At 49.8% G+C, this 25,277-nt stretch carries 15 protein-coding genes; 13 read left to right on the top strand and 2 right to left on the bottom strand.

Annotated features, from left to right (window positions below):
- Window position 1 precedes the first annotated feature (1 nt).
- Window positions 2-1,459, top strand: coding sequence for a DUF1501 domain-containing protein (locus KOD92_RS01110; RefSeq protein ID WP_215231680.1), 1,458 nt, complete (start codon window positions 2-4; stop codon window positions 1,457-1,459).
- 18 nt (window positions 1,460-1,477) lie between these two features.
- Here the strand turns inward: KOD92_RS01110 and KOD92_RS01105 are convergent, their stop codons facing one another.
- A complete protein-coding gene (locus tag KOD92_RS01105) occupies window positions 1,478-3,895 on the bottom strand; it encodes an ABC transporter permease (protein WP_215231679.1) in 2,418 nt (805 codons plus the stop codon).
- A 577-nt stretch (window positions 3,896-4,472) separates the two neighbouring features.
- Here KOD92_RS01105 and KOD92_RS01100 point away from each other — a divergent pair.
- The 9 genes from KOD92_RS01100 (at window position 4,473) to fucP (ending at window position 17,134) form a co-directional block, all read left to right on the top strand.
- Complete coding sequence (locus tag KOD92_RS01100) at window positions 4,473-5,480, top strand: ATP-binding cassette domain-containing protein (protein WP_215231678.1); 1,008 nt, start codon at window positions 4,473-4,475, stop codon at window positions 5,478-5,480.
- Entirely contained in the window at window positions 5,470-6,825 is a 1,356-nt protein-coding gene (locus KOD92_RS01095; protein WP_215231677.1) for an HlyD family secretion protein, read from the top strand. Before KOD92_RS01100 ends, KOD92_RS01095 begins: the two co-directional genes overlap by 11 nt.
- Window positions 6,826-6,851: 26 nt before the next feature.
- Window positions 6,852-8,306, top strand: coding sequence for a TolC family protein (locus KOD92_RS01090; protein ID WP_215231676.1), 1,455 nt, complete (start codon window positions 6,852-6,854; stop codon window positions 8,304-8,306).
- A 184-nt stretch (window positions 8,307-8,490) separates the two neighbouring features.
- Window positions 8,491-10,809, top strand: coding sequence for a PSD1 and planctomycete cytochrome C domain-containing protein (locus tag KOD92_RS01085; protein ID WP_215231675.1), 2,319 nt, complete (start codon window positions 8,491-8,493; stop codon window positions 10,807-10,809).
- Window positions 10,810-10,848: 39 nt separating this feature from the next.
- Window positions 10,849-12,306 (top strand): DUF1501 domain-containing protein, encoded by a 1,458-nt coding sequence (locus KOD92_RS01080; protein WP_215231674.1) that lies wholly within the window; start codon window positions 10,849-10,851, stop codon window positions 12,304-12,306.
- 12 nt (window positions 12,307-12,318) lie between these two features.
- Window positions 12,319-13,785, top strand: a complete 1,467-nt coding sequence (locus KOD92_RS01075; RefSeq protein ID WP_215231673.1) for a c-type cytochrome domain-containing protein — start codon at window positions 12,319-12,321, stop codon at window positions 13,783-13,785.
- Between the two features lie 63 nt (window positions 13,786-13,848).
- Complete coding sequence (locus KOD92_RS01070) at window positions 13,849-15,075, top strand: enolase C-terminal domain-like protein (protein ID WP_215231672.1); 1,227 nt, start codon at window positions 13,849-13,851, stop codon at window positions 15,073-15,075.
- Window positions 15,076-15,110: 35 nt separating this feature from the next.
- Window positions 15,111-15,878, top strand: a complete 768-nt coding sequence (locus tag KOD92_RS01065) for an SDR family NAD(P)-dependent oxidoreductase (protein WP_215231671.1) — start codon at window positions 15,111-15,113, stop codon at window positions 15,876-15,878.
- Window positions 15,875-17,134 carry an L-fucose:H+ symporter permease gene (gene fucP / locus KOD92_RS01060; RefSeq protein ID WP_215231670.1) on the top strand — a complete coding sequence of 420 codons (1,260 nt, stop codon included), beginning with the start codon at window positions 15,875-15,877 and terminating at the stop codon, window positions 17,132-17,134. The genes KOD92_RS01065 and fucP overlap by 4 nt, the downstream gene beginning before the upstream one ends.
- A gap of 8 nt (window positions 17,135-17,142) precedes the next feature.
- On the opposite strand, the gene KOD92_RS01055 is transcribed toward fucP, so the two are convergent.
- On the bottom strand, window positions 17,143-18,030 hold the full coding sequence (locus tag KOD92_RS01055) for an AraC family transcriptional regulator (RefSeq protein ID WP_215231669.1): 888 nt from the start codon (window positions 18,028-18,030) through the stop codon (window positions 17,143-17,145).
- Window positions 18,031-18,175: 145 nt separating this feature from the next.
- Here KOD92_RS01055 and KOD92_RS01050 point away from each other — a divergent pair, with 145 nt between their 5' ends.
- The 3 genes from KOD92_RS01050 to KOD92_RS01040 are packed head-to-tail and all read left to right on the top strand — an operon-like array spanning window position 18,176 to window position 25,254.
- A complete protein-coding gene (locus KOD92_RS01050; protein WP_215231668.1) occupies window positions 18,176-21,343 on the top strand; it encodes a SusC/RagA family TonB-linked outer membrane protein in 3,168 nt (1,055 codons plus the stop codon).
- Between the two features lie 39 nt (window positions 21,344-21,382).
- The gene (locus KOD92_RS01045) at window positions 21,383-22,912 is read left to right on the top strand and encodes a RagB/SusD family nutrient uptake outer membrane protein (protein ID WP_215231667.1); all 1,530 of its coding nucleotides are present in this window, start codon (window positions 21,383-21,385) and stop codon (window positions 22,910-22,912) included.
- A gap of 29 nt (window positions 22,913-22,941) precedes the next feature.
- Window positions 22,942-25,254, top strand: coding sequence for a glycosyl hydrolase family 95 catalytic domain-containing protein (locus KOD92_RS01040; RefSeq protein WP_406566150.1), 2,313 nt, complete (start codon window positions 22,942-22,944; stop codon window positions 25,252-25,254).
- Window positions 25,255-25,277: the final 23 nt, after the last annotated feature.

The following is a 25,277-nucleotide window of genomic DNA, read 5'->3' as shown; positions in this document are numbered from 1 at the left end:
GATGCAGAACGAAATTCTTGAACATTATCTGACTTTCAACCGGCGACGGTTCCTGTCAAAACTTAGCCTGGGAATAGGTAGTGCCGCCCTGGGCTCATTGCTGATACCTGATCTTTTCAGTAAAGATACTGCTGGTGCCGGGGCCGATTTTCCGCCTGGCATTCCCCATTTTGCTCCTAAGGCAAAGCGGGTGATCTACCTCTTTCAAAACGGCGCCCCGTCGCAGCTCGAATCCTTTGATTATAAACCGAAACTGCGGGAAATGAACGGGCAGGACCTCCCCGAATCCGTACGTGGAGGCCAGCGTCTTACCGGCTTTACTGCCACCCAGGCGTCGCTGCCGATGGTAGGTTCGTTTGTCGATTTCAATCAATATGGCCAATCTAGGGCATGGATCAGTGACCTTTTTCCGCATACGGCCAAGGTGGTAGACGATATCTGTATTATCCGGTCAATGCACACGGAAGCGATCAACCACGACCCGGCGATCACGTTTTTTCAGACAGGCGCGCAACAGGGAAATCGCCCGAGCATGGGCGCGTGGCTGAGTTACGGATTGGGTAGCGAGAACAAAAACCTGCCCGCATTCACCGTTTTGATTTCAAGGGGAAAAGGGAATAGTCAGGGTGTGTATTCCAAATTATGGTCCAACGGTTTTCTCGATTCCATTCACCAGGGCGTGCAATTCAGTAAGGGTGAAAATCCGGTACTGTACCTCAACGATCCCGAAGGAATGGACAAGACCGACCGCCGCCGTATGCTGGACAAGCTTTCGTCCCTGAATGAAATGGCCCATGAAGAGCTAGGCGATCCGGAAATTACGAGCAAGATCAGGCAATATGAAATGGCTTACCGCATGCAAACTGCCGTGCCCGAAACGCTCGACCTGTCGAAAGAATCGGACGATATTATCAAGCTCTATGGTCCCGAATGCATGATTCCCGGCACATTCGCAGCGAATTGTCTCCTTGCGAGGAAACTGTCGGAAAACGGCGTGCGCTTTGTGCAGCTTTACCACCAGGGCTGGGACCAGCATGCAGACCTTCCGCGTGACATCAGCTGGCAGGCGAAGGACGTGGACCAGGCGTCTGCCGCATTGGTTACCGACCTCAAACAACGCGGTATGCTCGACGAAACGCTGGTGATCTGGGGCGGCGAATTCGGCCGGACGAATTTCAGCCAGGGCGCGCTTACCAAAGATAATTACGGCCGGGATCACCACCCGCGTTGTTTCAGTATCTGGATGGCGGGCGGCGGCGTCAAGCCAGGCATTGTGTACGGCGAGACCGACGAGTTCGGATATAATGTGATCAAAGACCCCGTGCATGTGCACGACTTTCAGGCAACTGTCATGAACCAGCTTGGGTTGGATCACGAAAAGCTGGTTTACAAACATTTGGGCAGGCGGTTCCGGTTGACCGACGTTTCAGGAAAAGTAATCCGTGATATTCTCTCCTGAATATTCCTTTAAAAAAGACTATTCGCTTCTGAGCACATCCACCGGGTTGCTTCTCGCTGCTTTCAGTGTCTGCGAACCGATCATCAGGAATGCGATCACGAGTACCAAGAGCAGGCCGGCAAAGAGTTCGGCGATTTGGACGGGAGTATGGTACGGGAAATTGGTGAGTACGAATTTTTCGAAAAACAAATAGGTTACCGGCAGCGCGATGAGTGCCGATATCGACAGCAGTATCAGAAACCCACGGCTTAGTAAAAAGATAAGACTGCTAGAACTCGCGCCCATCACTTTGCGGATACCAATTTCCTTCAACCTGGTTTCGGTGGTGAATACGACCATTCCGAACAATCCCATCGATGCAATGGAAATAGCGAGGACGGAGAGAAAACCAATGATTTTGATCATCGTGGAAAATTCGCTGTAAGCTTCTTCTATTTCCTGGTCGTAAAAATTAGCCTTGAATGGATGAACCCGGTCGATTTTCTTCCAGGTCGATTCGATTTTCGCCATTGTCGCCAGCATGTCGGCACTTTGAATTTTTGCATTGACAATAGCCCCGTCTTCCGGTGTCCAGAACATGAATGCGGCCGGTTCTATGAGGTTGTCGACCTTACCGTAGTGAAAGTCTTTCATCACACCGACAATGGTCATTTTACGATCAGTAATCCGAAAACTATTGAAAATCACCTCTTTCCCGATCGCCTGCTCGGGGCTACCCAGGTTGAAACGCTTCAATACCTGCTCATTGACGATCACTTCACGGGCCGCCGCAGCTGTGGTGGGCCGGGCGATAAAATTGCTGCCGGCGAGGAGCTTGTAACCGTGCAGAGGCAGATATTTTTCGTCAACATGATTGGTCAATACCAGCGCAGAGTCCCTGGAATCCTTGTATTTCATGTGGCCGCCCCACGCATTCCCCACGCTGGTCACGATCAGCGACCGTGAAACTGCGCTCACTTCCGGCATTTCGCTGAGCTCTTTCAAAAGGGCGTCGGGCTTATTTCCCTGCATATTGATGTTCAGGATATTTTCTGTGTTAAAACCCAGATCGAATGCGAGGATGTTTTTATACTGCGCATAACCCACGGCCGTGGTAGTGATGAAAATTAAAGTCACCGTATATTGAACCACCACCAGTGCGCGCCTGAGGGTCAGGTGTTTAAAGACTTTTACGGAGGATACATTGCCGAGCGCATGGATCGCGCTCACTTTGGAGAAGAATATGGCTGGCATGAGGCCGGCGATCACACCTACTGTCACTGAAAAGAATACAAATGCGGCAACCATGGCCGGCGTGAGATCGAGTTTCACGGTGCGCTGCATTTCAGGGGCCATGCTGATCAGCTGCGGACGCAATACCAGAAATATAAAATAGGAGAGGAAAAGGGCCGCCAGCGAGATCATGATCGCCTCGGCAAAAAATTGCTGCCGGACCTGGCCTTTCTGCGCGCCGATCGCCTTGCGGAGACCAATTTCCTTGAAGCGGCGCATAGCGCGTGCGATCGAGAGATTGGTGTAATTAAAACACGCGGATAAGATCACGATAAATGCAAGCCCACCCAGTATCCACAAAACAGCCGTAGGTATATGCGGGCCCGAAGAGCCGCTCATGGAGCCAGAACGCAGACTTTCCCCGACCACAATGTCATTCAAAGGAAGCAGTTCGAGCTGGATCTTCGTTTTTTCATCGGCCAGGTTTTCCTGCTTTGCAATGGCGTCAAGCTGCGATCGAATGAAGGAAAGATCCGCTTTTTCGGGCAATAGCAGGTATACCGAATTTGAAAACATATTGGTCCAGTTCTCAAAATTCTTGTCCTGTTTATTGAGCTGCCCCGCCGTGGAAAGTGAAACCAGTGCTTCGAAACTAATGTGTGAAAAGAATGGAACATCCTTCATGACGCCGGTCACCTGGTAATCCAGAGTATCAAACTTAACCGCTTTGCCGACCGCAGATTGGTTACCAAACAACTTCTTCGCCGCTGTTTCCGTAAGCACGACCGAGTACGGATCACGCAGCGCAGTTTCGGGATTTCCTTCCAGCATTGGAAAAGTAAAGATCCCGAATAGCGACGGCTCGGCCCACAATCCTTTGATAGGAAGAATATGATCGCCCACTTTCGCATCGGCCGAAAAATCGTTGCGCAGCGTAGCTACCTCTTCCACACCGGTCACTTTCTCCCGGATCAGCTTACCCGTTTTAAGGGATGTGGATGAAAATTTTCCACCTTGTTCTCCCTGAAAACTAGCCACACTGGTAATGCGATAAATCTGCTCACCGTTTTTGTGAAACCTGTCATACGAACGCAGGTCAAGCACGAATGCGATCAGCAATAAACCGACGGACATACTAATAGCAAGGCCGACGATATTAATTGCAGAGAACAGTTTGTTGCGCATTAAGCTGCGTCCCGATGTTTTGAAGTAGCTTCCTATCATGGTTCAGTCAGAGATATTTCCAACGACTTTTCGAAACTTTCGTGCCTTTGTTGCAAGCCGCTGACATTCAATTGGTTGATGTATGCCATTTTGCAACTGTTGTTCGAAAATGGACAATACTTATTTTTAATCGAACATCTTGAAGAAGGGCCGGGTTTCAGGTTAAGCAGGCATAATATTTTATCTCGATAAGGTTAGATTATAACCCAAATGAAAAATGTTTAACGTTTCTCCTCATCAAAAAACAACCGGCCTTGCCGTATTAAGTTTGAATTGTCTCCTGATTATCAATGAGTTTTGCGAACGTTCAGCTGCATATCAGCTGCTTATTGAATCGCATTTTTACCAAAAACTTCAAGTATTACTGATGCCGCTCGCAGACCCTGGCACCGGGTTCAGCAGGCACGGTCGGAAGATCTGTCAGGCTATCGCATAAGCTACGTATAGCTCGGATTGTTATGCACTTTCAGCTGTTTCCAGCGGTTTTTGACGGGTCCGGAATATGCATCAAGGGCATTATTGCGCCCGAAACTACCAGAAGAAAAGTCTGCAAAATCTTAATAACGAATACTGAATAATGAAGAAAGGACATCGTGTAGAGGTTCCCACCCCGTGGCAGAGATTAATGGGGATGCTGTATGTAGAAAGGACCACGATCAACTATATATTTATTTACGCCATCCTGATCGGCCTTATCGGGCTGAGCCTGCCGCTGGGTACTACTGCGGTTTTCAACTTTCTTTCCAACGGAGCATTATACAGCTCCACGTATATATTGATCGGTGTCGTGCTGCTCGGTGTAGTGGTTGGAGGGTTATTGCTGATCGGCCAGCTCACTTTGGTTGAAGTGCTTGAGCAGAAGATATTTGCAAAGGCGACACTGGAATTTGCGTACCGTTTTCCAAGAATAAAAAAGTCGGAGCTGACAGGTGAATATCCGCCTGAGCTGGTCAACCGCTTCTTTGAGGTACTGACCATCCAGAAAGGGCTGACAAAATTGCTGGTTGACGTGGTCGCATCGAGCGTCCAGATCTTCTTTGCTGCGATCCTGCTCTCGTTCTATCACCCCGTATTCGTCATTTTCGGGGTGATTACAGTGCTCATCATTTTACTAATGCTCGCGCTTTTTTATAGAAGAGGAGTATTGACGAGCATTGACGAATCTGAATATAAGTATGAGGTTGTGGCTTATTTGGAATCGGTTGCGGGCGATCTGGACCGTTATCGCGATCAGCCTGCGCAGATGAAAAGGGTGATCCTCGAAACTGACAAGATCACTGCCAGCTATCTGAAAGCGAGAAAAGCGCATTTCAAGATCCTGCGAAAGTTCTTCGCCAGCTCGGTCGCTTTACGTACCATCTTAATGGGCGGGCTTTTGTTTATGGGATCCTATTACGTGATCGAGCGACAAATTACATTGGGTCAATTCGTTGCCGCTGAGGTGATTATCGTGCAGATCAGTTATGCGGTCGAGAAATTCATGACAAGTTTGAATACAATATTCGATATGGTGACCGGTGCCGAAAAGCTGGCGGTGGTTACAGATCTGGAATTGGAAGAAAGTGAGGTGAGCAATGGCTACTAATACAACAGAAAAGAAGATGTGGGAAGAAATGGGGCCGTTTTCCCAACGCGAAGTACTGAAAACGCGCGGTCCCGTATTGCTTGGAAAAATCATGCTGGTGCTTCTTCTGGTCTTCGTGGTCGGGCTGTTCCTGCCCTGGCGGCAAACCATTCCGGGCCGTGGTAACGTGACTGCATTGAGACCGGAAGACCGGCCTCAAACCGTTCAGAATCAGATTGGTGGACGCATTGAGCATTGGGCGGTACGCGAAGGGGAGCATGTAGATAAAGGCGATACGATCCTGGTTATTTCAGAAACCAGCCAATCGTATTTTGACCCTCAATTACCTTTGCGGCTACAAGAACAGCTGCGTGCAAAAGAAGGAAGTGAGGGCGCAGCTGCCCAGAAAATGGCGGCTACCGTTGCCCAAATGGACGCCCTGCGTGCAGGATTGACGATCAAGCTCAACTCGGCAAGAAACAAAGTCCGCCAGGCGGAAAACAACGTGCAGATCGACAGTGCCGATCTGGTAGCGGTTCAGCGGTTTTTTGATATTGCGAAATCGCGCCTTACACGTTACGAGGCGGGTTACGAAAAAGGGCTGTTCTCCCTCACTGATATCGAATCCCGGAGATTGAAATTGCAGGAGGATAATGCCAAGGTGATCAGTCAGCAGAACAAGCTGAACAACTCTGTACAATCGTTGCGGAATGCGCAGATCGAGCTGGACAATATCAAGGCGGAATACGATCAGTCGGTCGCAAAAGCTCAATCTGAACTCAGTTCGGCGCTTTCAAGTAAGGTGAGTGCGCAGGGGGAAATATCCAAACTGCGCAACGAGATCTCGAATAATGATATCCGCAGAGGATTGTATGTAGTACGTGCGCCGCAGGCCGGTTTCGTTGTCAAAACGCTGAAAGCGGGTATTGGGGAGAACATCAAAGAAGGCGAATCGATCGCCACACTTCAACCCGACGCGCCGCTGGTGGCCGCGGAAATATATGTGGATGCGATGGACGTGCCGTTGATCCTGAATAACAGCGACGTAAGGTTACAGTTTGAAGGCTGGCCGTCGGTGCAGTTTTCCGGCTGGCCGTCTGTGGCGGTGGGTACCTTCGCAGGAAAAGTGTCGGTAATCGACCTGGTAAGCAGTGAAAACGGGAAGTACCGCCTATTGGTGCGACCCACCAATCCGGTACCTGAGAAGGACCAGCCCTGGCCCAAACAGCTGCGGCAGGGGTCGGGCGTTTATGGTCGTGTGATTCTGGAATCGGTTCCGCTGTGGTATGAGATATGGCGGCTACTCAATGGATTTCCGCCAAGTTTGAAGGCGGAGCCGGCTGTGCAGGTGGGGGCCAGATATTGATGAGAAAGGAAGTGAAAATGTTCAGCATGAAGTATTTAATAAAAGCTAAACCAGTGCTTATCCTGCTGCTTTTGCTCGTTACCAGCCCGGTAACCTGCTTTGCTCAGGCGGACACGGTCGTAGGTACCGCGCGGGTTTTTACATTGCATGATCTGGAACAGATCGTACTTGCCAATCACCCGATCGTGAAGCAGGCCGGGCTTCTGAGTGAGGAGGCGCGCGCAAAAGTACAGCAGGCGTGGGGCGATTTTGACCCGGCGCTGAAAAGCGGTTTTAACAGAAAGATATTCGGCAATACGGAGTATTATAACAATTGGTCTAATGAACTAAAAGTGCCTCTCTGGCTTGCAGGGGCGGATTTGAAGATTGGCTATGATCGGTTCGTCGGCGAAAACACCAATCCTGAAACGCGAACCGGCATACCCGGTCTCGCCGGGCTCGGGTTGAATGTCCCGCTGGGCCAGGGACTTCTGATCGACGCGCGGCGGAATACTTTGCGGCAGGCACGCGTGATGGTCAATTATGCGGAGGCAGAAAAGATCAAGGAGATCAATACAGTTTGGTATGATGCGGTGAAAAGTTACTGGGACTGGTTTTATGCTTACCGGCAATATACATTGATCCGCGACGGCGCAGATCTCGCTTACAGAAGGTTCTTGTTTTTGAAAAATCAGACATTAATGGGGGATAAACCTGCGATAGATTCGGTGGAAGCCGCTATTACTTACCAGGAACGCAGCTTGCAGCTTGAAAAGATCAAGGTAGAAATGAACAATGCGCGCCTGCTGATGTCCAATCACTTGTGGAACGAGCGCGAGGAACCGGTGGAAGTGCCCGAGAATTCAGTCCCTCAGGAGACCGAACCGCCCGGCTCGAAATTTTACCGCAACCAGCTCGAAACGCTGATCAGTTATGCATCCACGGCGCATCCCCAACTTTTAATGCTGAAAAACAAGGGCTTACAGCTGCAACTTGAACGAAATTACCGGCGCGAAATGCTGAAACCCAAGCTTAATGTCAGCGCGTCGCTGATCACGAGCCGAACGGATTTCGGTTCCTACGTTCCCGAATATTACGACCTCCGCTGGAACAACTACAAGCTCGGCGTAGACTTTTCCTTTCCCCTTTTTCTGCGCGAGCAGCGAGGAAAATTGCAGGAGATTAAAGTGCGGCAGCAGGCGCTGCGCTACGACGTACAGCAGACTGGTCGAGAGATCAATACGAGTATTCTCAATGCATTCAATAACCTGGTAGCATACGAATCTCAGCTCGCTATTCAGAATCAAAGTGTTCAAAACCAGCAGATCCTGGTCGATGGTGAGCTGGCGAAGTTTGAGCTGGGAGAGAGTACGCTGTTCCTGATCAATAGCCGGGAAACCAAGCTGATCGATATGAAAGTGAAAATGGCGGAGCTCGTGACGGGCTACCAGAAAGCAGTGGCGCAGCTTTATTATTCTGTCGGAAATATCGGTGAAAGGTAGTTTTCAAGACTCCATAATTCGGAGTGCCCCGAGGTAATTATGCAAACGGAGTATCACAAATGCGCAATCCGTTATCAGTTTTTCATATTTCACAGTCATAGATTTGCAGCATTCTAATATGTTATAGCACGCTTCCGAGGAAGTTGTACATGCATATTAGTGTCTCAAATCCCTGTTGACTGCAATGAGCGCTGCATCTCCGATCAAATATATTATCCTCTCCGGAATCGTCATTTTGGTTGCGGGTTTGTTTTGGAAAGGATTTGGTAATAAAGGGGTTACGGCTGATAAAGGTATCTCCTATAACTATCAGGTACGCCCCATTCTTTCGGACAAATGCTTCGCCTGCCACGGGCCGGATGCCAACAAAAGGGAAGCCGGTTTGCGGTTGGATATTGCAGAAAATGCATATTCGGCGCTGGAAGGGAAAGACAAATACGCCATTGTCCCCGGTAACCCGCAAGCTTCGGAGGTGTACAAACGGATCACTTCTACCGATCCCGAATATCAAATGCCCACACCCGGGTCGCATTTGGGGCTTTTGAATGAAAATGAAATTGCTCTGATCAAAAACTGGATCTCACAGGGCGCGAAGTACGAGCAGCATTGGGCATTCACGGTTCCTACGCAAGCCACATTGCCGGAGGTACTTGACGAGGATTGGTGTAAAAATGAAATAGACCGTTTCACGCTCGCCAAAATGGACAAGGCGGGTCTCGAACCGAGTGAACAAGCGGCGAAAGAGCATTTGTTGAAACGTGTATCGCTTGACCTCACCGGCCTGGCCCCGTCGCTGGAAATGCAGGAGCAATTCGCAAAAGATGATGCGCCAAACGCCTACGAAAAGATCGTCGATCAGCTTATTTCAGAAAAAGCTTACGGAGAGAAAATGGCGATCCACTGGCTCGACGTGGCGCGGTTTGCGGATTCATACGGTTACCAAAACGACGATGTGCGCACACAATGGGCGTGGCGCGATTGGGTTATTCACGCATTCAATGGCAATATACCCTACGACAAGTTCCTGGTGTGGCAGCTCGCGGGTGATCTGCTTCCCAATCCAAACAAAGAACAAATACTGGCTACTGCCTTTTTACGAAACCACAAAATCACAGAAGAAGACGGCGTAATTCCCGAGGAATACCGGGTGGAATATCATCTTGATAAAACCAAAACATTCAGTTCGGGAATACTGGGTCTTACCGTAGAATGTGCACAATGTCACGACCATAAGTACGATCCCGTTTCACAGGAAGATTATTACCGGCTGTTTGCGTTTTTTAATACCTCAAAAGAAAAAGGCTTCGACGGCAGCGCAGGCAGCGGCCCGGCTAAAACGCCCGTTTTGACGATCACCAATAGCGAGGCAAAAAACCTGCTCCGTTTCATTAATACAAAAGACACCTCAAAAATTGTGGTGTCGGTAATGGGTGAAAACGATGCGCCGCGGGCGACACACATCCTGAACCGCGGCGTGTATGATGCGCCGGGCAAGGTGGTCACTGCCAGTGCATTGCCTGCGGTAATGAGATTTGACACCAATAAATATGCGCAGAACCGGCTCGGGCTGGCGCAGTGGACGACGAGCAAGGAAAATCCGCTGACTGCCCGCGTTTTCGTGAACCAGATCTGGCAGGAGATATTTGGTAGGGGACTCGTGAAGAGTACCGGGGATTTCGGGATGCAGGGCGAGCTGCCAAGCCACCCCGAGCTGCTGGACTGGCTTGCGGTCGACTTTATGAACCATGGTTGGGATATTAAAAGGCTTGTGAAGCAAATGGTCACTTCGGCCACTTACAGGCAATCTTCCAAATCAACCAAAGAAAAAACAGACAAGGATCCGGAGAATATCTACCTGGCAAGAGGTGCGCGTTACCGTGTTCCAGCCGAGTCGATACGGGATATTGTATTGTCTACCAGCGGTTTACTTAACTATGAAATCGGCGGGCCGAGTGTGAAACCTTACCAGCCGAAAGGAATCTGGGAGGCGACTACCGCGAACAGGGGCAGTCTGGCGCGCTATATCCAGGATAAGGACAGCGCATTGTACCGCCGGGGGCTTTACACTTTTATCAAACTTACATTGCCGCCGCCTTCGATGGTCATCTTCGACGCCAGCAACCGTGACCACTGCGAAGTGAAGCGACAGAAAACCAATACCCCGCTTCAGGCGCTGGTGATGCTCAATGATCCCACCGTTCTGGAAGCGTCGCGCGTGCTGGCCGAGCGGCTGAGTATGTCGCCTGTTGCGGTTGAAAACCAGATCAAAGAGGTTTTTCAAAGAGTAGTGTGCCGAAAGCCGAATGCGGGCGAAGTGAAGTTGCTGACCGACTATTATCACGAAGAACTGGCGACATTTTCGAAGCATAAAACCAAAGCCGGCGCTGCATTGAATGTGGGCGACAGCAAGCACGAGCCAAAAGCCGATCAGGTGAAAGCGGCGGCGCTGATGCGGGTGATCAGCACCATTTATAATATGGAAGAAACGATAACAAAAAGCTGATCCGGCCACGCGGGAAGCTTCGATAATGCATACAGCAATATGGAAAAGCCGATTTTTGATTTTGGAATGAACTCCAACCGAAGGCACTTTCTGTCCAAACTAAGTCTTGGAATAGGAAGCGCCGCGCTGGGTTCGTTGCTGGTTCCCGATCTTTTTAAATCGAATGCTGAGAACAGTGTAAACGATATCGTTTCGGGCCTGCCGCATTTCGCTCCGAAAGCCAAGCGCGTGATCTATCTTTTTCAAAACGGCGCACCGTCGCAGTTTGAGCTTTTTGACCATAAACCTTTATTGAATAAAATGTTCGGTGAAGACCTGCCTGAATCGATAAGGAGCGGGCAGCGGCTTACGGGGATGACTTCCAACCAAACCCGGTTTCCACTGGCGGGCTCGGTATTTGATTTTAAACAGCATGGAAAATCTGGCGCGTGGATCAGCGAGCTGCTGCCGCACACCGCCCGCATTGTGGACGATATCTGCATCATCAAATCCATGAACACGGACGCGATCAACCACGATCCCGCGCTTACTTTTTTCCAGACGGGCGCGCAGGTGGGCAACCGCCCGAGCATGGGTTCGTGGCTGAGTTACGGGCTGGGCAGCGAAAATCAGAACCTGCCGGGCTTTTGCGTGCTGCTTTCAAGAGGCAAGGGAAATGGGCAGGGGGTGTATTCCAAATTGTGGACCAATGGTTTTCTCGATTCTGTGCACCAGGGCGTACAGTTCAGCAGCGGCGAAAATCCAGTGCTGTACCTCGGCGACCCGGAAGGAATGGACCGTTCTGAACGGAGGCGGATGCTCGATAAGCTCGCTGCGCTGAATGAGGGCACTTTCAATGAGTTCGGCGACCCGGAAGTGACGGCGAAGATCCAGCAATATGAAATGGCTTATCGCATGCAAACGGCGGTACCCGAGATCACCGATATGAGCAAGGAACCCGAATCGATCATTAAAATGTATGGGCCGGAATGCCTGGTGCCGGGGACTTATGCGGCCAATTGCCTGCTGGCCAGGAAATTATCGGAGCAGGGTGTTCGGTTTATTCAGCTTTACCACCAGGGCTGGGACGGGCACGCCGGCTTGCCCAAAGAAATAGCCGGGCAATGCAAAGATGTGGACCAGGCTTCGGCAGCATTGATCACGGATCTGAAACAGCGCGGCCTGCTGGACGAAACGCTGGTGATCTGGGGAGGCGAGTTTGGACGGACCAATTTCTGTCAGGGCAAATTTACCAAAGACGATTACGGCCGCGATCACCACCCGCGCGCATTTACGATCTGGATGGCGGGAGGCGGCATTAAGCCGGGGCTGGTTTTTGGTGAAACGGACGATTTCGGGTACAATATCGTGAAAGACCCGGTGCATGTCCACGACCTGCACGCTACTATTCTCAACCAACTCGGGCTGGATCACGAGCGGCTTATTTTCAAACACCAGGGGAGACGCTACCGCCTGACGGACGTAGCTGGGAAGCTGGTAAAAGGCATTATTTCTTAAAATTCATCGATCGTGCGCCGCTACCTGGATAATTGGAAAGGAATCGTTTATAACCTGGCTTTCTTTCTGAATGGCCTGCTGATTTTTTTATTGGTATTTGAAAAGGGTGTAGCGATTCCAAACTGGCTGTTTCCTGTGGGGCGGCTGCATCCGGCGGTACTGCATTTTCCGCTGGTTGCGCTGCTGCTTTATGCTTTTTGGATCATTATTGTCGAAAAAAAGGATTCTGTCCGCTGGAATGCGGAACTGGCCGAAACGCTGCTTTTACTGGGAACGTTTACAGCAACCGTTGCTGCATTTTCAGGTTTTATTTTGTCTAAAGAAGAAAGCGAAGTATCCCGGACTTTACTATGGCACAAGTGGCTGGGCGTGGGAATATCGGTCGGAAGTGTAGCCTGGTACGGCGCTTCGAAATATCTGGCGCCCTGGAAAATTCCGGCGAAGCTGGTTGCGGTAACGTTTCTGGCTATGCTATTGGTAGCGGGACATTTGGGTGGAAACCTGACGCACGGAGAAGATTTTTTGACATTTTCACCGAATAATTCTACTGAAACGACCAATCAGGTTTCCATAAAGCAGGCGATAGTTTACGAAAATCTGGTGCAGCCTGTTTTGCAGCAAAAGTGTTATTCCTGTCACAATGCAGAAAAGTCGAAAGGCGGGCTGCAAATGCAAACAAAGGTACTTTTGACCAAAGGAGGCAAGAACGGAATGCTTTGGGATACTACAAAACCAGATCTTGGGTTGCTGGTAAGCCGGGTACATTTACCACTGGAAGACAAAAAACACATGCCGCCCAGAGGCAAGGCGCAGCTCACCGACGACGAGGTAATGCTGCTCGCTGAGTGGGTAAAGCTGGGTTCTGATTTTGAACAAAAAGTAACCGCACTGCCGGCTCAAAATCCAATTGTTAGCTACGCAGAGAATACTCTGGGCGGCAATCGGACCGGAGAAATATATGATTTTGCAGCGGCCGATCCGGAAGAAATAAAAGCTTTGAATACAAACTATCGAACGATCAGGCAATATGCTCCCGCGTCGCCGGCATTGTTTGTCAATTTTTACAACAGGGCAACTTTTAAATCCAGCGATATCAGCGATCTGCTGCCGATAAAGGATCAGATAGTTGCTATGGATTTTGGTAAAATGCCGGTTAAGGATGAAGATTTAAAGACGATCGCCCGGTTTCCTGAGTTGCGCAAACTGATATTGAATTTCACAGATCTGCGGGGAACTACGTTGGGTGAGTTGGAGAAATTGACGAAACTACGTGAGCTGGCATTGAGCGGAACGAAAGTTAACAATAACAATATCAAAGCATTAACGAATATCGCTTCGCTGGAAAAGGTATTTCTATGGAGCACAGCATTGACTTCGGAAGAACAAGATGCATTAAAGAATGGCAAAAAGATACACTTCGAAACCGGCTTCCGGAGCGACACTACCGCAGAGAAGAAATTTACGAGCGCTAAAAAATAATCTGTTCCTGACCCACCATCTTTTTGAAATCCCTTCACATGTACCCTAACATCCCCGCACTGCATGTACATCGTAGCTATTGAAGTCAAAGACAAACGGTTCGATCTGCCCGATGGGGTCGGTTCCGACGCGACGCACACTAACCCGCAATATGCCTACGCAGTTTGCTGCCTGAAAACGGAAACTTCCGTAACGGGCGTGGGCCTGGCGTTCACATTGGGCGTCGGTACGGACCTGGTTTGCAGGGCGATAGAATACCTTTCGGCTTCATTAAAAGGCAGGGAGATTGAGGAGCTAATGTCGGATTTTGGTACTGTTTATCGTAAAATGGTCGACTCGCCTTCCTTTCGCTGGCTCGGGCCGCACAAAGGTGTGGTACATCTGGCGCTGGCGGCGGTTGTGAATGCGTGTTACGATCTTTGGGCGAAATCAAAACGGGTACCACTCTGGAAACTGCTGCTCGACCTCACACCTGAGCAGCTAGTCAATACCCTCGATCTGAGCTACCTCGAAGAAGTGCTCAGCAGGGAACAGGCACTGACCATACTCACCGAGCACCAGGCAACAAGAAATTTGCGTACGAATGTCCTGGAAACAGGCTACAAAGGCTACGACACTTCGGTGGGCTGGTTTAATTTTTCAGACGAAAAAATCATTGAAAACACACAAAAAGCAATAAACCAGGGTTTTACCGCATTAAAATTAAAGGTTGGCTCCAACGATCCGGCCAGAGATATACGGAGAGCAACGCTAATCCGGAAAGCAGCCGGCGAAAAAGCCACGATCATGCTCGACGCCAACCAAAAATGGACAGTGCCAGAGGCACAAAACACATGTAGCATGTTGGGGGATATCAATCCGTTTTGGATAGAAGAACCCACGCATCCCGACGATGTAATCGGCCACCAGACGATCGCCAGGACGATTGCGCCGTTTAAAGTGGCGACGGGAGAGCACATTCCGAATAAAGTGATTTTCAAGAATTTTTTCCAGGCGAAGGCGATGGATTTTTGCCAGGTGGACGCGGTACGGGTAGGCGGCGTTTCGGAATTTCTGACGATCAGCCTGTTGTCGAAAAGTATGGGCATTCCGGTGGTGCCGCACGTGGGTGATATGGGCCAGATCCACCAGCATCTGGTCCTTTTTAACCACATTGGAATGGATCACGAGCATTTGTTCCTCGAACATATTCCGCATTTGAAACAGCATTTTGTGAACCCCGCAGAGATAATCGACGCATATTATCAGGTTCCGCAGGTAGCCGGGAGCAGCAGTGATCTTAAGGAGTAAAACGAGCCGCCCGAAAGGAACAGTTCAAACAAAATATGGGAGTACTAGACGGAAAGGTGATTTTTATAACCGGCGGCGCCGCGGGCATCGGCAGGAAGTGTGTGGAAGCATATCTCGCGGCGGGCGCAAGTGTGTCGGTCGTGGATTCGGATAGGGAGGCTCTGGACCAGCTTGCAACAGAATTTTCCGGATTTCCACTCGCTGCTTTCGCGGGGAATGTCAAGTCAGCTGATGAGGTAAAAAGCGCTATTGAACATACCATTGCGGTTTTTGGTAATATAAATGTCATTCACAACAATGCAGGAATTGCAAGTCCGTCGAAAACGCTGGATGAAACTTCGGAGGAGGAGTGGGATGATCTGTTTGCTGTAAACCTGAAAAGTGTTTTCTGGACTACTAAATATGGCATTGAATTGTTGAAACAAACCAAAGGCTGCATCCTGAATACCAGCAGCATGGTTGCTGAAATAGGGCAGGAAAATCACGCGGCTTATGTGGGCACAAAGGGAGGAATGAACGCGCTCACCAAGGCAATGGCGCTCGATTATGCACCGTTTGGTATTCGGGTAAACGCAGTTTGTCCGGCCGGTGTGTGGACACCGATGTTACGGAAATGGTCAGAAGAACAGCCTGATCCTGAATTCATTGCTCAATATCTAAACAATATCCACCCGCTAGGTTACTGCCCGGAAGGCGACGTGATCGCCGACGTAGCCGTGTTCCTGGTTTCTGACGCCGCGCGGTTTGTAACAGGTTGTATAATGCCGGTAAGTGGCGGGGCAGAATTGGGGTACAAAAGATGAAAAACGGTAAAAACGTACTTATCCCGCTGTTGGTTGTCATGAGCCTGATGTTCATCTGGAACCTCAGTCGCAACATCAACGATATTTTAATACCTCACCTTAAAAGGGCTTGTCAACTCACTGATTTTCAATCTTCACTGATCCAGTCGGCTTTCTTTGGGGCGTACTTTTTGCTCGCGTTGCCGGTTGGGAAATTTATCAATAAATATGGCTACAAAGCCGGAATGGTAACCGGCCTGCTCACTGCGGCAATCGGCGCATTTATGTTCTTCCCGGCAGCCAGCGTGCGCTATTACCCGCTTTTTCTCGGCGCACTTTTCATTATGGCGGCCGGATTTACTTTCCTGGAAGTTACTGCTACTCCATACATTTCTGTCCTAGGCAATCCCGACCGTGCTTCAAGCCGGTTAAGTCTGGCATCGGCGGTAGGGTCTCTGGGCGCCACATTGGGACCGTATATCGGGAGCCGGTTTCTGCTGCATGCCGTGGAAGTGCCGCCGCAAACCGTCGCGCAGTTTGATCCGGCGCAGCTAAATGCATATCTGAATTCAGAAGCGCAGTTGGTAAAAGTGCCTTATCTGAGTCTGGGTGGATTATTTGTGGCAATAGGGCTGTTGGTGTTTTTGATTAAACTCCCTAAAATCGAAGGTGATGGAGAAAGTGCGGGCTCGCTCCGTTCTGTGTTGAAATTCCGTCATACCGTACTCGGTGCGTTGGGCGTTTTCTGCTATCTGGGTGCGGAAGTGGGGATTGTCAGTTTTATGATCCGTTATGCAAAAGCCTCAGGAATAGCCGGCCTTACCGAACAAAGTGCCGCCCTTTTTATTACCTTTTATATGGCGCTGGTCCTGATAGGAAGGCTCGCCGGCGCTTTTGCGCTGCGCAATCTGAATGCAACAAAAATCCTGGCGTTTTGCTCGGCAGCTGCGATTGCGCTGATCGGCATTTCGATATTCAGCGGCGGCTATGTGTCCGTTTATGCATTGTCGCTGGTCGGGCTGTTCACTTCGGTCATGTACCCAATCTTATTTACACTCAGCATTAAAAACCTCGGCGTATATACCAAGACGGGATCGTCGCTGATTATCATGAGTATTGTGGGCGGGGCGATCGTCCCGCCGCTGATGGGGCTGCTTTCGGATGCATTCGGTATTAAACCCGCATTTATCATGCCGGCTATCTGCTATGCATATCTTGTGTTTTATGCCAGATCAGGCTATCGTGTGCTGAATATTGATCAGGAAGCAGCATTGTAATAATGCGCTCAGAGTTTCTGCCGGTTGCGGGTTTCCAGGGAGTCGCGAAACTCTTTCGGGGACATTTTATTGATCTTTTTAAAACAACGGTTAAAATAGGAAATGTTGCTGTAACCGCATTCCAGCGCGATTTGAGTAATAGGTAAGTCGGATTGGTGGAGCAATTTACACGCAAAACCGATCCTGACATCATTCAAAAATTCTGAAAAGGTCCGGTTGGTAAGCGCCTTGAAATAACGGCAGAATGCATGGATTTGGAGACCCGAAACCGAAGCGGCTTGTTCCAGACTAATGTCATCCTTGAAGTTCTGGTGGATGTAATACATCAATTTCGGGATCCGCCCGTGCGGCTGGATCGAATAGGTGGAAATCGGGTCGGGCGCATTGAGGTAAGTCGATTCCGCGGGGTCGCTCAGGTACACTAGGATGCGCAGGAAAGAAGATAGCAGATGCACGTCTTTTTGTTCCAGCATTTCTTCTAAAATACTGATCACCAGCTCTTTTTTATCTCCCTGGATTTTCAGCCCGCGTTGTGCGTCGTTGAAAAAGTTCTGTACTTTCTTAACATCAATAAGCCCGCCCATTTGTTCACAAAACAGCTCAGAATCAATGTAAAGTGCGAGTGAAACGGCTTCAAGCGGCTCCGAAACTTCTGCTTCGGCCTCGCTGTACCACACGTGCGGCACGTTGGCCCCGACAAAAGTGAGGTCGCCTTTTTCAAATCGCTCAACAGAATGCCCGATAATGCGCACGCCGGAGCCCGAAACGATATGAACCAGCTGGCATTCCTTGTGAAAATGGAAGTCTGTCGAGAAAGTTGAGCGCGCAATTTTCTTCACCACGAATGATTTGCGGGAATGGGCCAGGTCGGAAAGTATTGCGAAGCTTGGTTTCATAGAAAAGTTGAGCGTATTGCAAATATAGTACTACAAAATATCAACCCAAAATCACTTTTTTGAACTAAATCACTATTTATTTGTCTGTAAGCAAGCTGAGTTAAACCAGCGCGCAGTCCTGATATATTTAAACATTTTCAGATTTATGGATCAAATTTACAACCCTGAGTCACGGACGAGGTCGGGCTGGCTCGCGTCCTGGCGTCTGTGCGGTCGAAGCGGCGTTCACTTAGTTAAGCCGGCGCATTTCAATGGTCTTTCAGATCGGTTTTCAAAGGTACTGGTGGTGGTTTTGCTCATTTTCTGTCACGTATCTTTTGGTCAGAACCGCCAGATTTCGGGTACTGTTTTCGACAATGACAATGCGCCGCTGCCGGGAGCGAGTGTGCAGGTGAAGGGTACTACCACGGGAACGATCACCGATGCCGAGGGTAAATACAGTTTGCAGATCGAGCCGAACTCGACGCTGGTTTTCAGTTATATAGGCTATTTAAGACAGGAAATTCCTGCCGGTACGCAAACTACGCTGGATGTCAGTTTGAAAGCCGAAGAATCTTCCCTTTCCGAAGTAGTGGTAGTCGGTTATGGAACCGCCAAAAAAGCGAATTTGTCCGGTTCGGTGACCACGGTTTCAGGGAAGGAACTGACGGAACGGCCGGTACCTAATGTGCAGAATTTGCTGCAAGGCCGGGTTTCGGGCTTGGACGTTATCCAGTCTACCGGGGAGCCGGGACGTGACGATGCATCCTACCAGTTGCGGGGATTCGGTTCATTTGGTGCCTCCAATGCGCCACTGATCCTCGTCGATGGTATTATTGCTTCCATCAAAAACCTTTCTCCGCAGGATATAGAAAGTGTGACCGTATTGAAAGATGCTGCATCAGCCTCTATTTACGGTGCGCGCGCGGCGAACGGTGTTATTTTGATCACGACAAAAAAAGGAAAAGCAGGCTCTTCCGAAATTGAATATACCGGCAGCTTCGGACTCAGTGAAGCCACGCGGACACCGGAGCTGATCACGAATTCTGTGCAGTATATGGAAATGTACAATTCGGCACGCGCGAGAAGTGGTCAGGCGCCGATCTACACGCAGGAACAGATTGATCTGTATAAAAATAATCCCAACAGTGAGCAGTATCCCAACTTCAACTGGCTGGATTATGTGCTGGATAAAGGTCCGATCCAGAACCACCACCTGGGTTTCAGCGGTGGAAATGAGAAAACGCTTTATAATGTTTCCTTCAATTTTCTCGATCAGGAAAGTATCACAAAAGGCTATCTGTACAAACGTTACAATGGTCTGATCGACTTCTCTACACAGGTGCACAAAAGGGTGCGCGTTGGCACGAACCTGAACCTTTCTTTCCAGGATGCGAAAGCGCCGTGGCTGGTGAATGACGATCTGCTGTTGCTGGCCTACGCGTCGGGACCTACATTCGGACCTTTCCTGCCTGATGGAAGCGGGCGGATCACGAACCGCGATTTTACGACAAATGGCTCGGGAAACAGGAGTGTGGAGGAAGTGTATGCGACGGGCGGACAGTATACCAAAACCTACAATGTCAATGCGCAGGCTTTCGTGGAGATCGAGATTCTAAAAGGTCTGAAATGGCTGAATAAAGCGGGACTTACCTTTTACAATGATCAGTTGAAAAACCGCCAGTTCGGTTCGCCTTCATTTGCTTATCACCCTAATACAGAGGGTACTTACGTGCAGGTAGCGAATGGGAATCCGACATTTTTCGGGTTGCAGCAGCGGGAAGACCGGAGCATTACCAGGACTTTTTTCAGTACGCTGAATTATACCAAACAATTTGGGACCAATCACAACCTGGGACTTCTGGCCGGTTTTGAGCAACAAAATAACCTGACTGAGCGCCTTTCGGGTAGCCGTTTCGACTTCCCGAACACGAGCCTGATGGTATTGGACGGAAGCGGGCCGAACAACCAGACTACCGGCGGTACAGCTACCGAATGGGCATTGCAATCGTATTTCGGTCGTGTCAATTATGATTTTAAGGGTAAATATTTTCTTGAAGGGAATATCCGCCGCGATGGTACTTCACGTGTAAGTTCGCGCTGGGGAACGTTTGGCGGAGGTTCTGCGGCTTGGAGGATTTCGGAGGAAGGTTTTATCAAAAACTCCCTTTCCTGGGTCGATAACCTGAAACTCCGGGCTTCTTATGGGGTTTTGGGAAATCAGGAGATCAATGTGGGTGTGGCCGACAGGATCAATCTGGCGGGTAACTATCCCTACCAGGATATTCTTAGTCTCACGGCTTATCCGTTTGCAGGTTTGAGCTCCGGCGCGCAGCTGACCCGCCTGGTGACCAAAGATCTGAGATGGGAAAAAACGGCAATGCTGGATTTTGGACTTGATATTGATCTCTACAAAGGTCTTTTCGGCGCGACGATCGACTGGTACAAACGAAATACGACCGATATTCTTTCTACGCGGGCCGATTTGCCGAGTAGCGTGGGCTTGCTCGCGCCTATTGTGAATGCGGGTGGAATGCAAAATACGGGTCTGGAAGTGGAGCTGCGTCATCGGAAGAGCTTTGGTGATTTCAACTACGGCGTGAGCATACTTTATCATAAATTCAACAACAAGGTTACCAAATTGCTCGCGCCTACATTGGGTACGATCGAAGTCGGCCAGCCTTACAATAATTTCTTTGTGTACGACTGGATCGGCGTTTTCCAAAGTCAGGAAGAAATCAATAACTCTCCGAAACAACCTTCCTCGGGTACTTTGAAACCGGGTGACCTGAAAATCCGTGATGTGGATGGAAATGGTACGGTGGGGCCGGAAGACAGGATCCGCATCAGCAGGTTTCCGAAATACAACTATTCTTTCAGCCTGAATGCAGGTTGGAAAGGCTTCAATCTGACCGCATTCTTCCAGGGTGTTCAGGGGGTGAATACGCAGGTTAACGGCTGGGGTTACGAACCGTTCCAGCAAGGTTCCGCGCCTCCGACGAGATTCCTCGATGCCTGGTCGCCGACCAATCCAAGTAACACGATTCCAGCTACTTACCTTACTGGTTATGCGGGTGTTTCTGGGTACGCTTCTACCTATTTTATCCAGGATGCGTCTTACCTGCGTTTGAAAAACCTTTACCTGTCCTACACATTCAACGAGAAGTTGCTGAGCAAGATCAAATCCAAGGGATTGACGATTTACGTGTCGGGAGATAATCTTTTAACTTGGACTAAATATGAGGGAAATGATCCGGAGAGAGCGGGTTCAGGCAGGTTTGCACAGTTCCCTCAGTTGAAGATCTACACCGCAGGGTTAAGTATCAAGTTCTAAATTCTGGCATTGATTTACAGCCATTTAAACTTTACTAAAATGAATTTCAGACATAAATATATTTTCTCCGCCATGCTGGCGAGCCTCGTGCTGGGCGGTACTAGTTCCTGCGACGACGGCTATCTTGACAAAGACCCGCTGCACGCTATTTCCGGTGCTAATTTCTGGAAAACGCAGGCTGACGTGGATATGGCGCTCGCCGGGGTTTACCGCAGGTTGCAAAGTGCTGTCTTCGGCCACCGCAGACCTTATCTGGACACCTACTCGGACAATGCGCTTGACAGGCACAGTTACTTCAATTTCAACAACGCGACTATTGGTATTATAAACCCTTCGAATATCAACTCGTCGCTGTATAATGATCCTTATGCGGGGATCGCGGCCTGTAATTATTTTCTTGCAAATGTAGGAACCGTGACAGAATTGCCGCCGGCTAAAAAGGATGTCTATTCGGCGGAAGTGCGGTTTTTGCGTGCATTGTTCTATTTCGAGCTTGTGCAATTCTTTGGCGATGTGGTCTTATATAAGGAAGCGCCGGCAGATGCGGAAGCTGCCAAAATTGCCAAAAGTCCCAAAGCGGAAGTGCTCGCCTTTGTAGTGGAAGACCTGGACGATGCGATCGCCAAACTGCCTGCTACTGCCTATGCGGGCCATGCTGTAAAAGCCAGTGCGCAGATGTTGAAAGCGCGGGTGAGGATGTATGAGAAAAACTGGGCCGACGCAGTTGCATTGACGAGCGAGATCATGGCTACCAATACCTATTCCATTTTCCAGGGTGGTTATGCGAACCTGTTTCTGCAACCTACCCAGCAGGGAAATCCGGAAATCATTTTTTCAACCAAATATCTGGCACCCAATAACCCGCAGGGCAATGAAGGAATGCTCGTTGAAATTGGCTGGTATGGAGGTATTCAGCCTTACCAGAACCTGGTGGACGAATATGAAATGACAAACGGGAAAAAGATCACGGATCCAGGCTCGGGTTACGATGCGGCCAAGCCTTACGATAAAAGAGACCCGAGGCTGAAAATGACGGTACTCGTGCCAGGCGACCCGCATATTAACCCCGACGGATCCGTATTTAACACCACAGACCCGATCCTGACCGGTTTTGTTCAGAAGAAATATATGGACGTTTCCAAACTGCCCTGGGACAGATCTAAAATCCCGTTGACCGATATGAATGTGGTGCACATGCGTTATGCGGAAGTTTTGCTCGCATTTGCCGAGTCTAAAAATGAAGTTTCCGGGCCGGACGCCAGCATTTATGATGCATTGAATAAAATCCGCGCGAGAACGGGCGTGAATCTGCCGCCAGTGGACCAGACGATGTACAATACCAAAGAAAAACTGCGCGATTTCATCCGCCACGAACGGCGCACCGAGCTGGCCATGGAAGGGCATCGTTATTTCGATCTGAAACGATGGGGAATTATGGCCGAAAGACTGGCTATGGTGAAAAATCCAGCCGGGGTTACCTTGTCATTTGGAGAAAAAGAAAATCTGCTCCCATTCCCGCAGTCGGAAGTTGACCGGAATAAAAATCTGGTGCAAAATCCGGGCTATTAACTTTATCTATTCCTAAACCTGAAATGATTTTGAGATCCTGCAATGCTTTTTTTCGTGATAAACTTGGGTTGATCTGCGCCATTTTGCTGCTGCCGGCACTGGTGAATGCCCAGCCGAAACCGGAACATAATCTCCATTTTGACAAACTGGCAAAAAGCTGGGATGAAGCCCTGCCGCTCGGGAACGGGACTGTGGGCGCGCTGATCTGGGAAAAAGAGGGCAAGCTCCGTTTTTCACTCGACCGTGCCGATGTGTGGGATATGCGACCGATGGCGGGCTTGCACAGGGAGGAGTTTAGTTTCAAATGGGTGCAGGAGCAGGTTCGTAAAAAGGACTATAAGCCCGTTCAGCAGTATCTGGACGCGCCTTATGATAAAGAACCTGCTCCTTCCAAAATCCCCGCCGGTGCACTGGAATTCCGTTTGCCGGAAGGTATTTCCGTTAAAAAGGCGGATCTGGAAATAGCGAATGCGACTGCGGTCGTGGAATGGTCTAACGGGATGGTACTGAAAACTTTCGTGCACGCCACGAAGCCGGTTGGCTGGTTTCGGTTTGAAGGTTTGGGGAATGAATTTACGCCCGAGTTAATAGCGCCGCAATATGAAGGAAAAGTCAAAGCTGGCGCGGCACCTGATCCGGTAGGCGGTGAAGATCTGGTCAGATTAGGCTACAAGCAAGGTCCGATCAAGCGCACTGAAAACAGCATTACCTACAATCAGGAAGGGTGGGGTGGATTTAAATATGAAATCACAGTGCGCTGGAAATCAGCGGGTAAAGGTATTATTGAAGGTGTGTGGAGCGTGTCTTCGCATTACCCCAAAGCAGCTGTGCAGCCGGCAGCGGCTACTGTTACCCAAGCTGCATTGAAAGATACTTATGCAGCTACGCATGCCACGCACGCAGCCTGGTGGACTAAGTTCTGGCAGCAATCATCAATCCGGGTCCCTGATCCGCTGATCGAAAAGCAATGGTATCTCGAACAATATAAATTTGGTTCAGCAGCCCGGCGCGGGGCACCGCCGATTTCCTTGCAGGCTGTGTGGACCGCAGATAATGGTCGCATTCCGCCTTGGAAGGGCGATTACCACCACGATCTGAATACCCAGCTCAGTTACTGGCCCGCATACAGCGGCAATCACCTGGAAGAAGCGCTCGGATATCTGGATCATCTTGACGAAAACAAAAAGAACTACCTGCGCTACACCGAGGATTATTTTGGTGTAAAAGGACTCGCAGTACCCGGCGTAACCACGCTCGACGGGACTGAAATGGGAGGCTGGATCCAGTATTCGCTTTCGCCGACAGTATCGGGCTGGCTGGCGCAGCACTACTATTTGCAGTGGCGGTACAGTATGGATAAGACATTTTTGAAAGACCGGGCATATCCCTGGTTTAAGGAAGTGTGTGCGTTTTTTGAAAATATTACGGTTAAAAACGACAAAGGTCAGCGGCAGCTGCCGATCAGTTCAAGCCCTGAAATTCATAACAATAGCCTCGAAGCCTGGTTTTCACAGACTACCAATTACGACCTGTCGATCATCAAATTCACATTAACAGCTGGCGCAGAAATTGCGCTGGCGATGGGAGATAAGGCGCAGGCGGATAAATGGCAGGGCATTTTGAAAGAATTCCCGGATTATGCCAAAACAGCCGAGCTTGAACTGATGTTTGCGCCCGGGCACCCTTACAACGAATCGCACCGGCATTTTTCGAACGTAATGGCAATCCATCCACTGGGACTCATCAAGTGGGAAGATGGAGAAGAGGCGCAGCAAACGATCAAAAATACGATTGCATTGCTGGATAAGGTCGGGCCGGATTACTGGTGCGGCTATTCCTATTCCTGGCTCGCCAACCTGAAAGCCCGCGCCAAAGACGGCGCCGGCGCCCGCGACGCACTGGCTACTTTCGCCAAAGCATTTTGTCTGCCCAACAGCTTCCACGCCAACGGCGACCAGACTAAATCAGGTCTTTCCAAATTCACCTACCGTCCGTTCACCCTCGAAGGAAACTTCGCATTTGCATCGGGTTTGCAGGAAATGATGCTGCAAAGCTACGCCGGCTTCATCCAGATCATGCCCGCGTTACCGGCAGACTGGCAGGAGGCCGCATTCAACAATTTACGTGCGGAAGGTGCGATCCTGGTAAGCGCGCAGCGGAAAGGCGGAAAAATCAGCCATATCAGTTTATCTGCTGAGAAAGCCGGAGAAGCTTCGCTCGAACTGGCTTCCGCAGGGTATAATATCACCTTATCCAAAGGCGCTAAGAAGATTGGGGACGACGGGAAGTTTGTGAAATTCAGTTTTCCCGCAGGCGGCGCAGTGGAAATCGTGGGGAAATAACCATTGCATGCCGCAGAGCGGCT

It is taken from the genome of Dyadobacter linearis (assembly GCF_907165045.1).
Classification (GTDB): Bacteria; Bacteroidota; Bacteroidia; order Cytophagales; family Spirosomataceae; genus Dyadobacter; species Dyadobacter linearis.
This window is presented reverse-complemented; position numbering and strand designations above follow the sequence as displayed.

Coding starts and splice junctions, on each gene's coding strand:
- KOD92_RS01110 (WP_215231680.1), top strand. CDS start 2: ATGCAGAACGAAATTCTTGAACATTATCTGACTTTCAACCGGCGACGG.
- KOD92_RS01105 (WP_215231679.1), bottom strand. CDS start 3,895: ATGATAGGAAGCTACTTCAAAACATCGGGACGCAGCTTAATGCGCAAC.
- KOD92_RS01100 (WP_215231678.1), top strand. CDS start 4,473: ATGAAGAAAGGACATCGTGTAGAGGTTCCCACCCCGTGGCAGAGATTA.
- KOD92_RS01095 (WP_215231677.1), top strand. CDS start 5,470: ATGGCTACTAATACAACAGAAAAGAAGATGTGGGAAGAAATGGGGCCG.
- KOD92_RS01090 (WP_215231676.1), top strand. CDS start 6,852: ATGAAGTATTTAATAAAAGCTAAACCAGTGCTTATCCTGCTGCTTTTG.
- KOD92_RS01085 (WP_215231675.1), top strand. CDS start 8,491: ATGAGCGCTGCATCTCCGATCAAATATATTATCCTCTCCGGAATCGTC.
- KOD92_RS01080 (WP_215231674.1), top strand. CDS start 10,849: ATGGAAAAGCCGATTTTTGATTTTGGAATGAACTCCAACCGAAGGCAC.
- KOD92_RS01070 (WP_215231672.1), top strand. CDS start 13,849: ATGTACATCGTAGCTATTGAAGTCAAAGACAAACGGTTCGATCTGCCC.
- KOD92_RS01065 (WP_215231671.1), top strand. CDS start 15,111: ATGGGAGTACTAGACGGAAAGGTGATTTTTATAACCGGCGGCGCCGCG.
- fucP (WP_215231670.1), top strand. CDS start 15,875: ATGAAAAACGGTAAAAACGTACTTATCCCGCTGTTGGTTGTCATGAGC.
- KOD92_RS01055 (WP_215231669.1), bottom strand. CDS start 18,030: ATGAAACCAAGCTTCGCAATACTTTCCGACCTGGCCCATTCCCGCAAA.
- KOD92_RS01050 (WP_215231668.1), top strand. CDS start 18,176: ATGGATCAAATTTACAACCCTGAGTCACGGACGAGGTCGGGCTGGCTC.
- KOD92_RS01045 (WP_215231667.1), top strand. CDS start 21,383: ATGAATTTCAGACATAAATATATTTTCTCCGCCATGCTGGCGAGCCTC.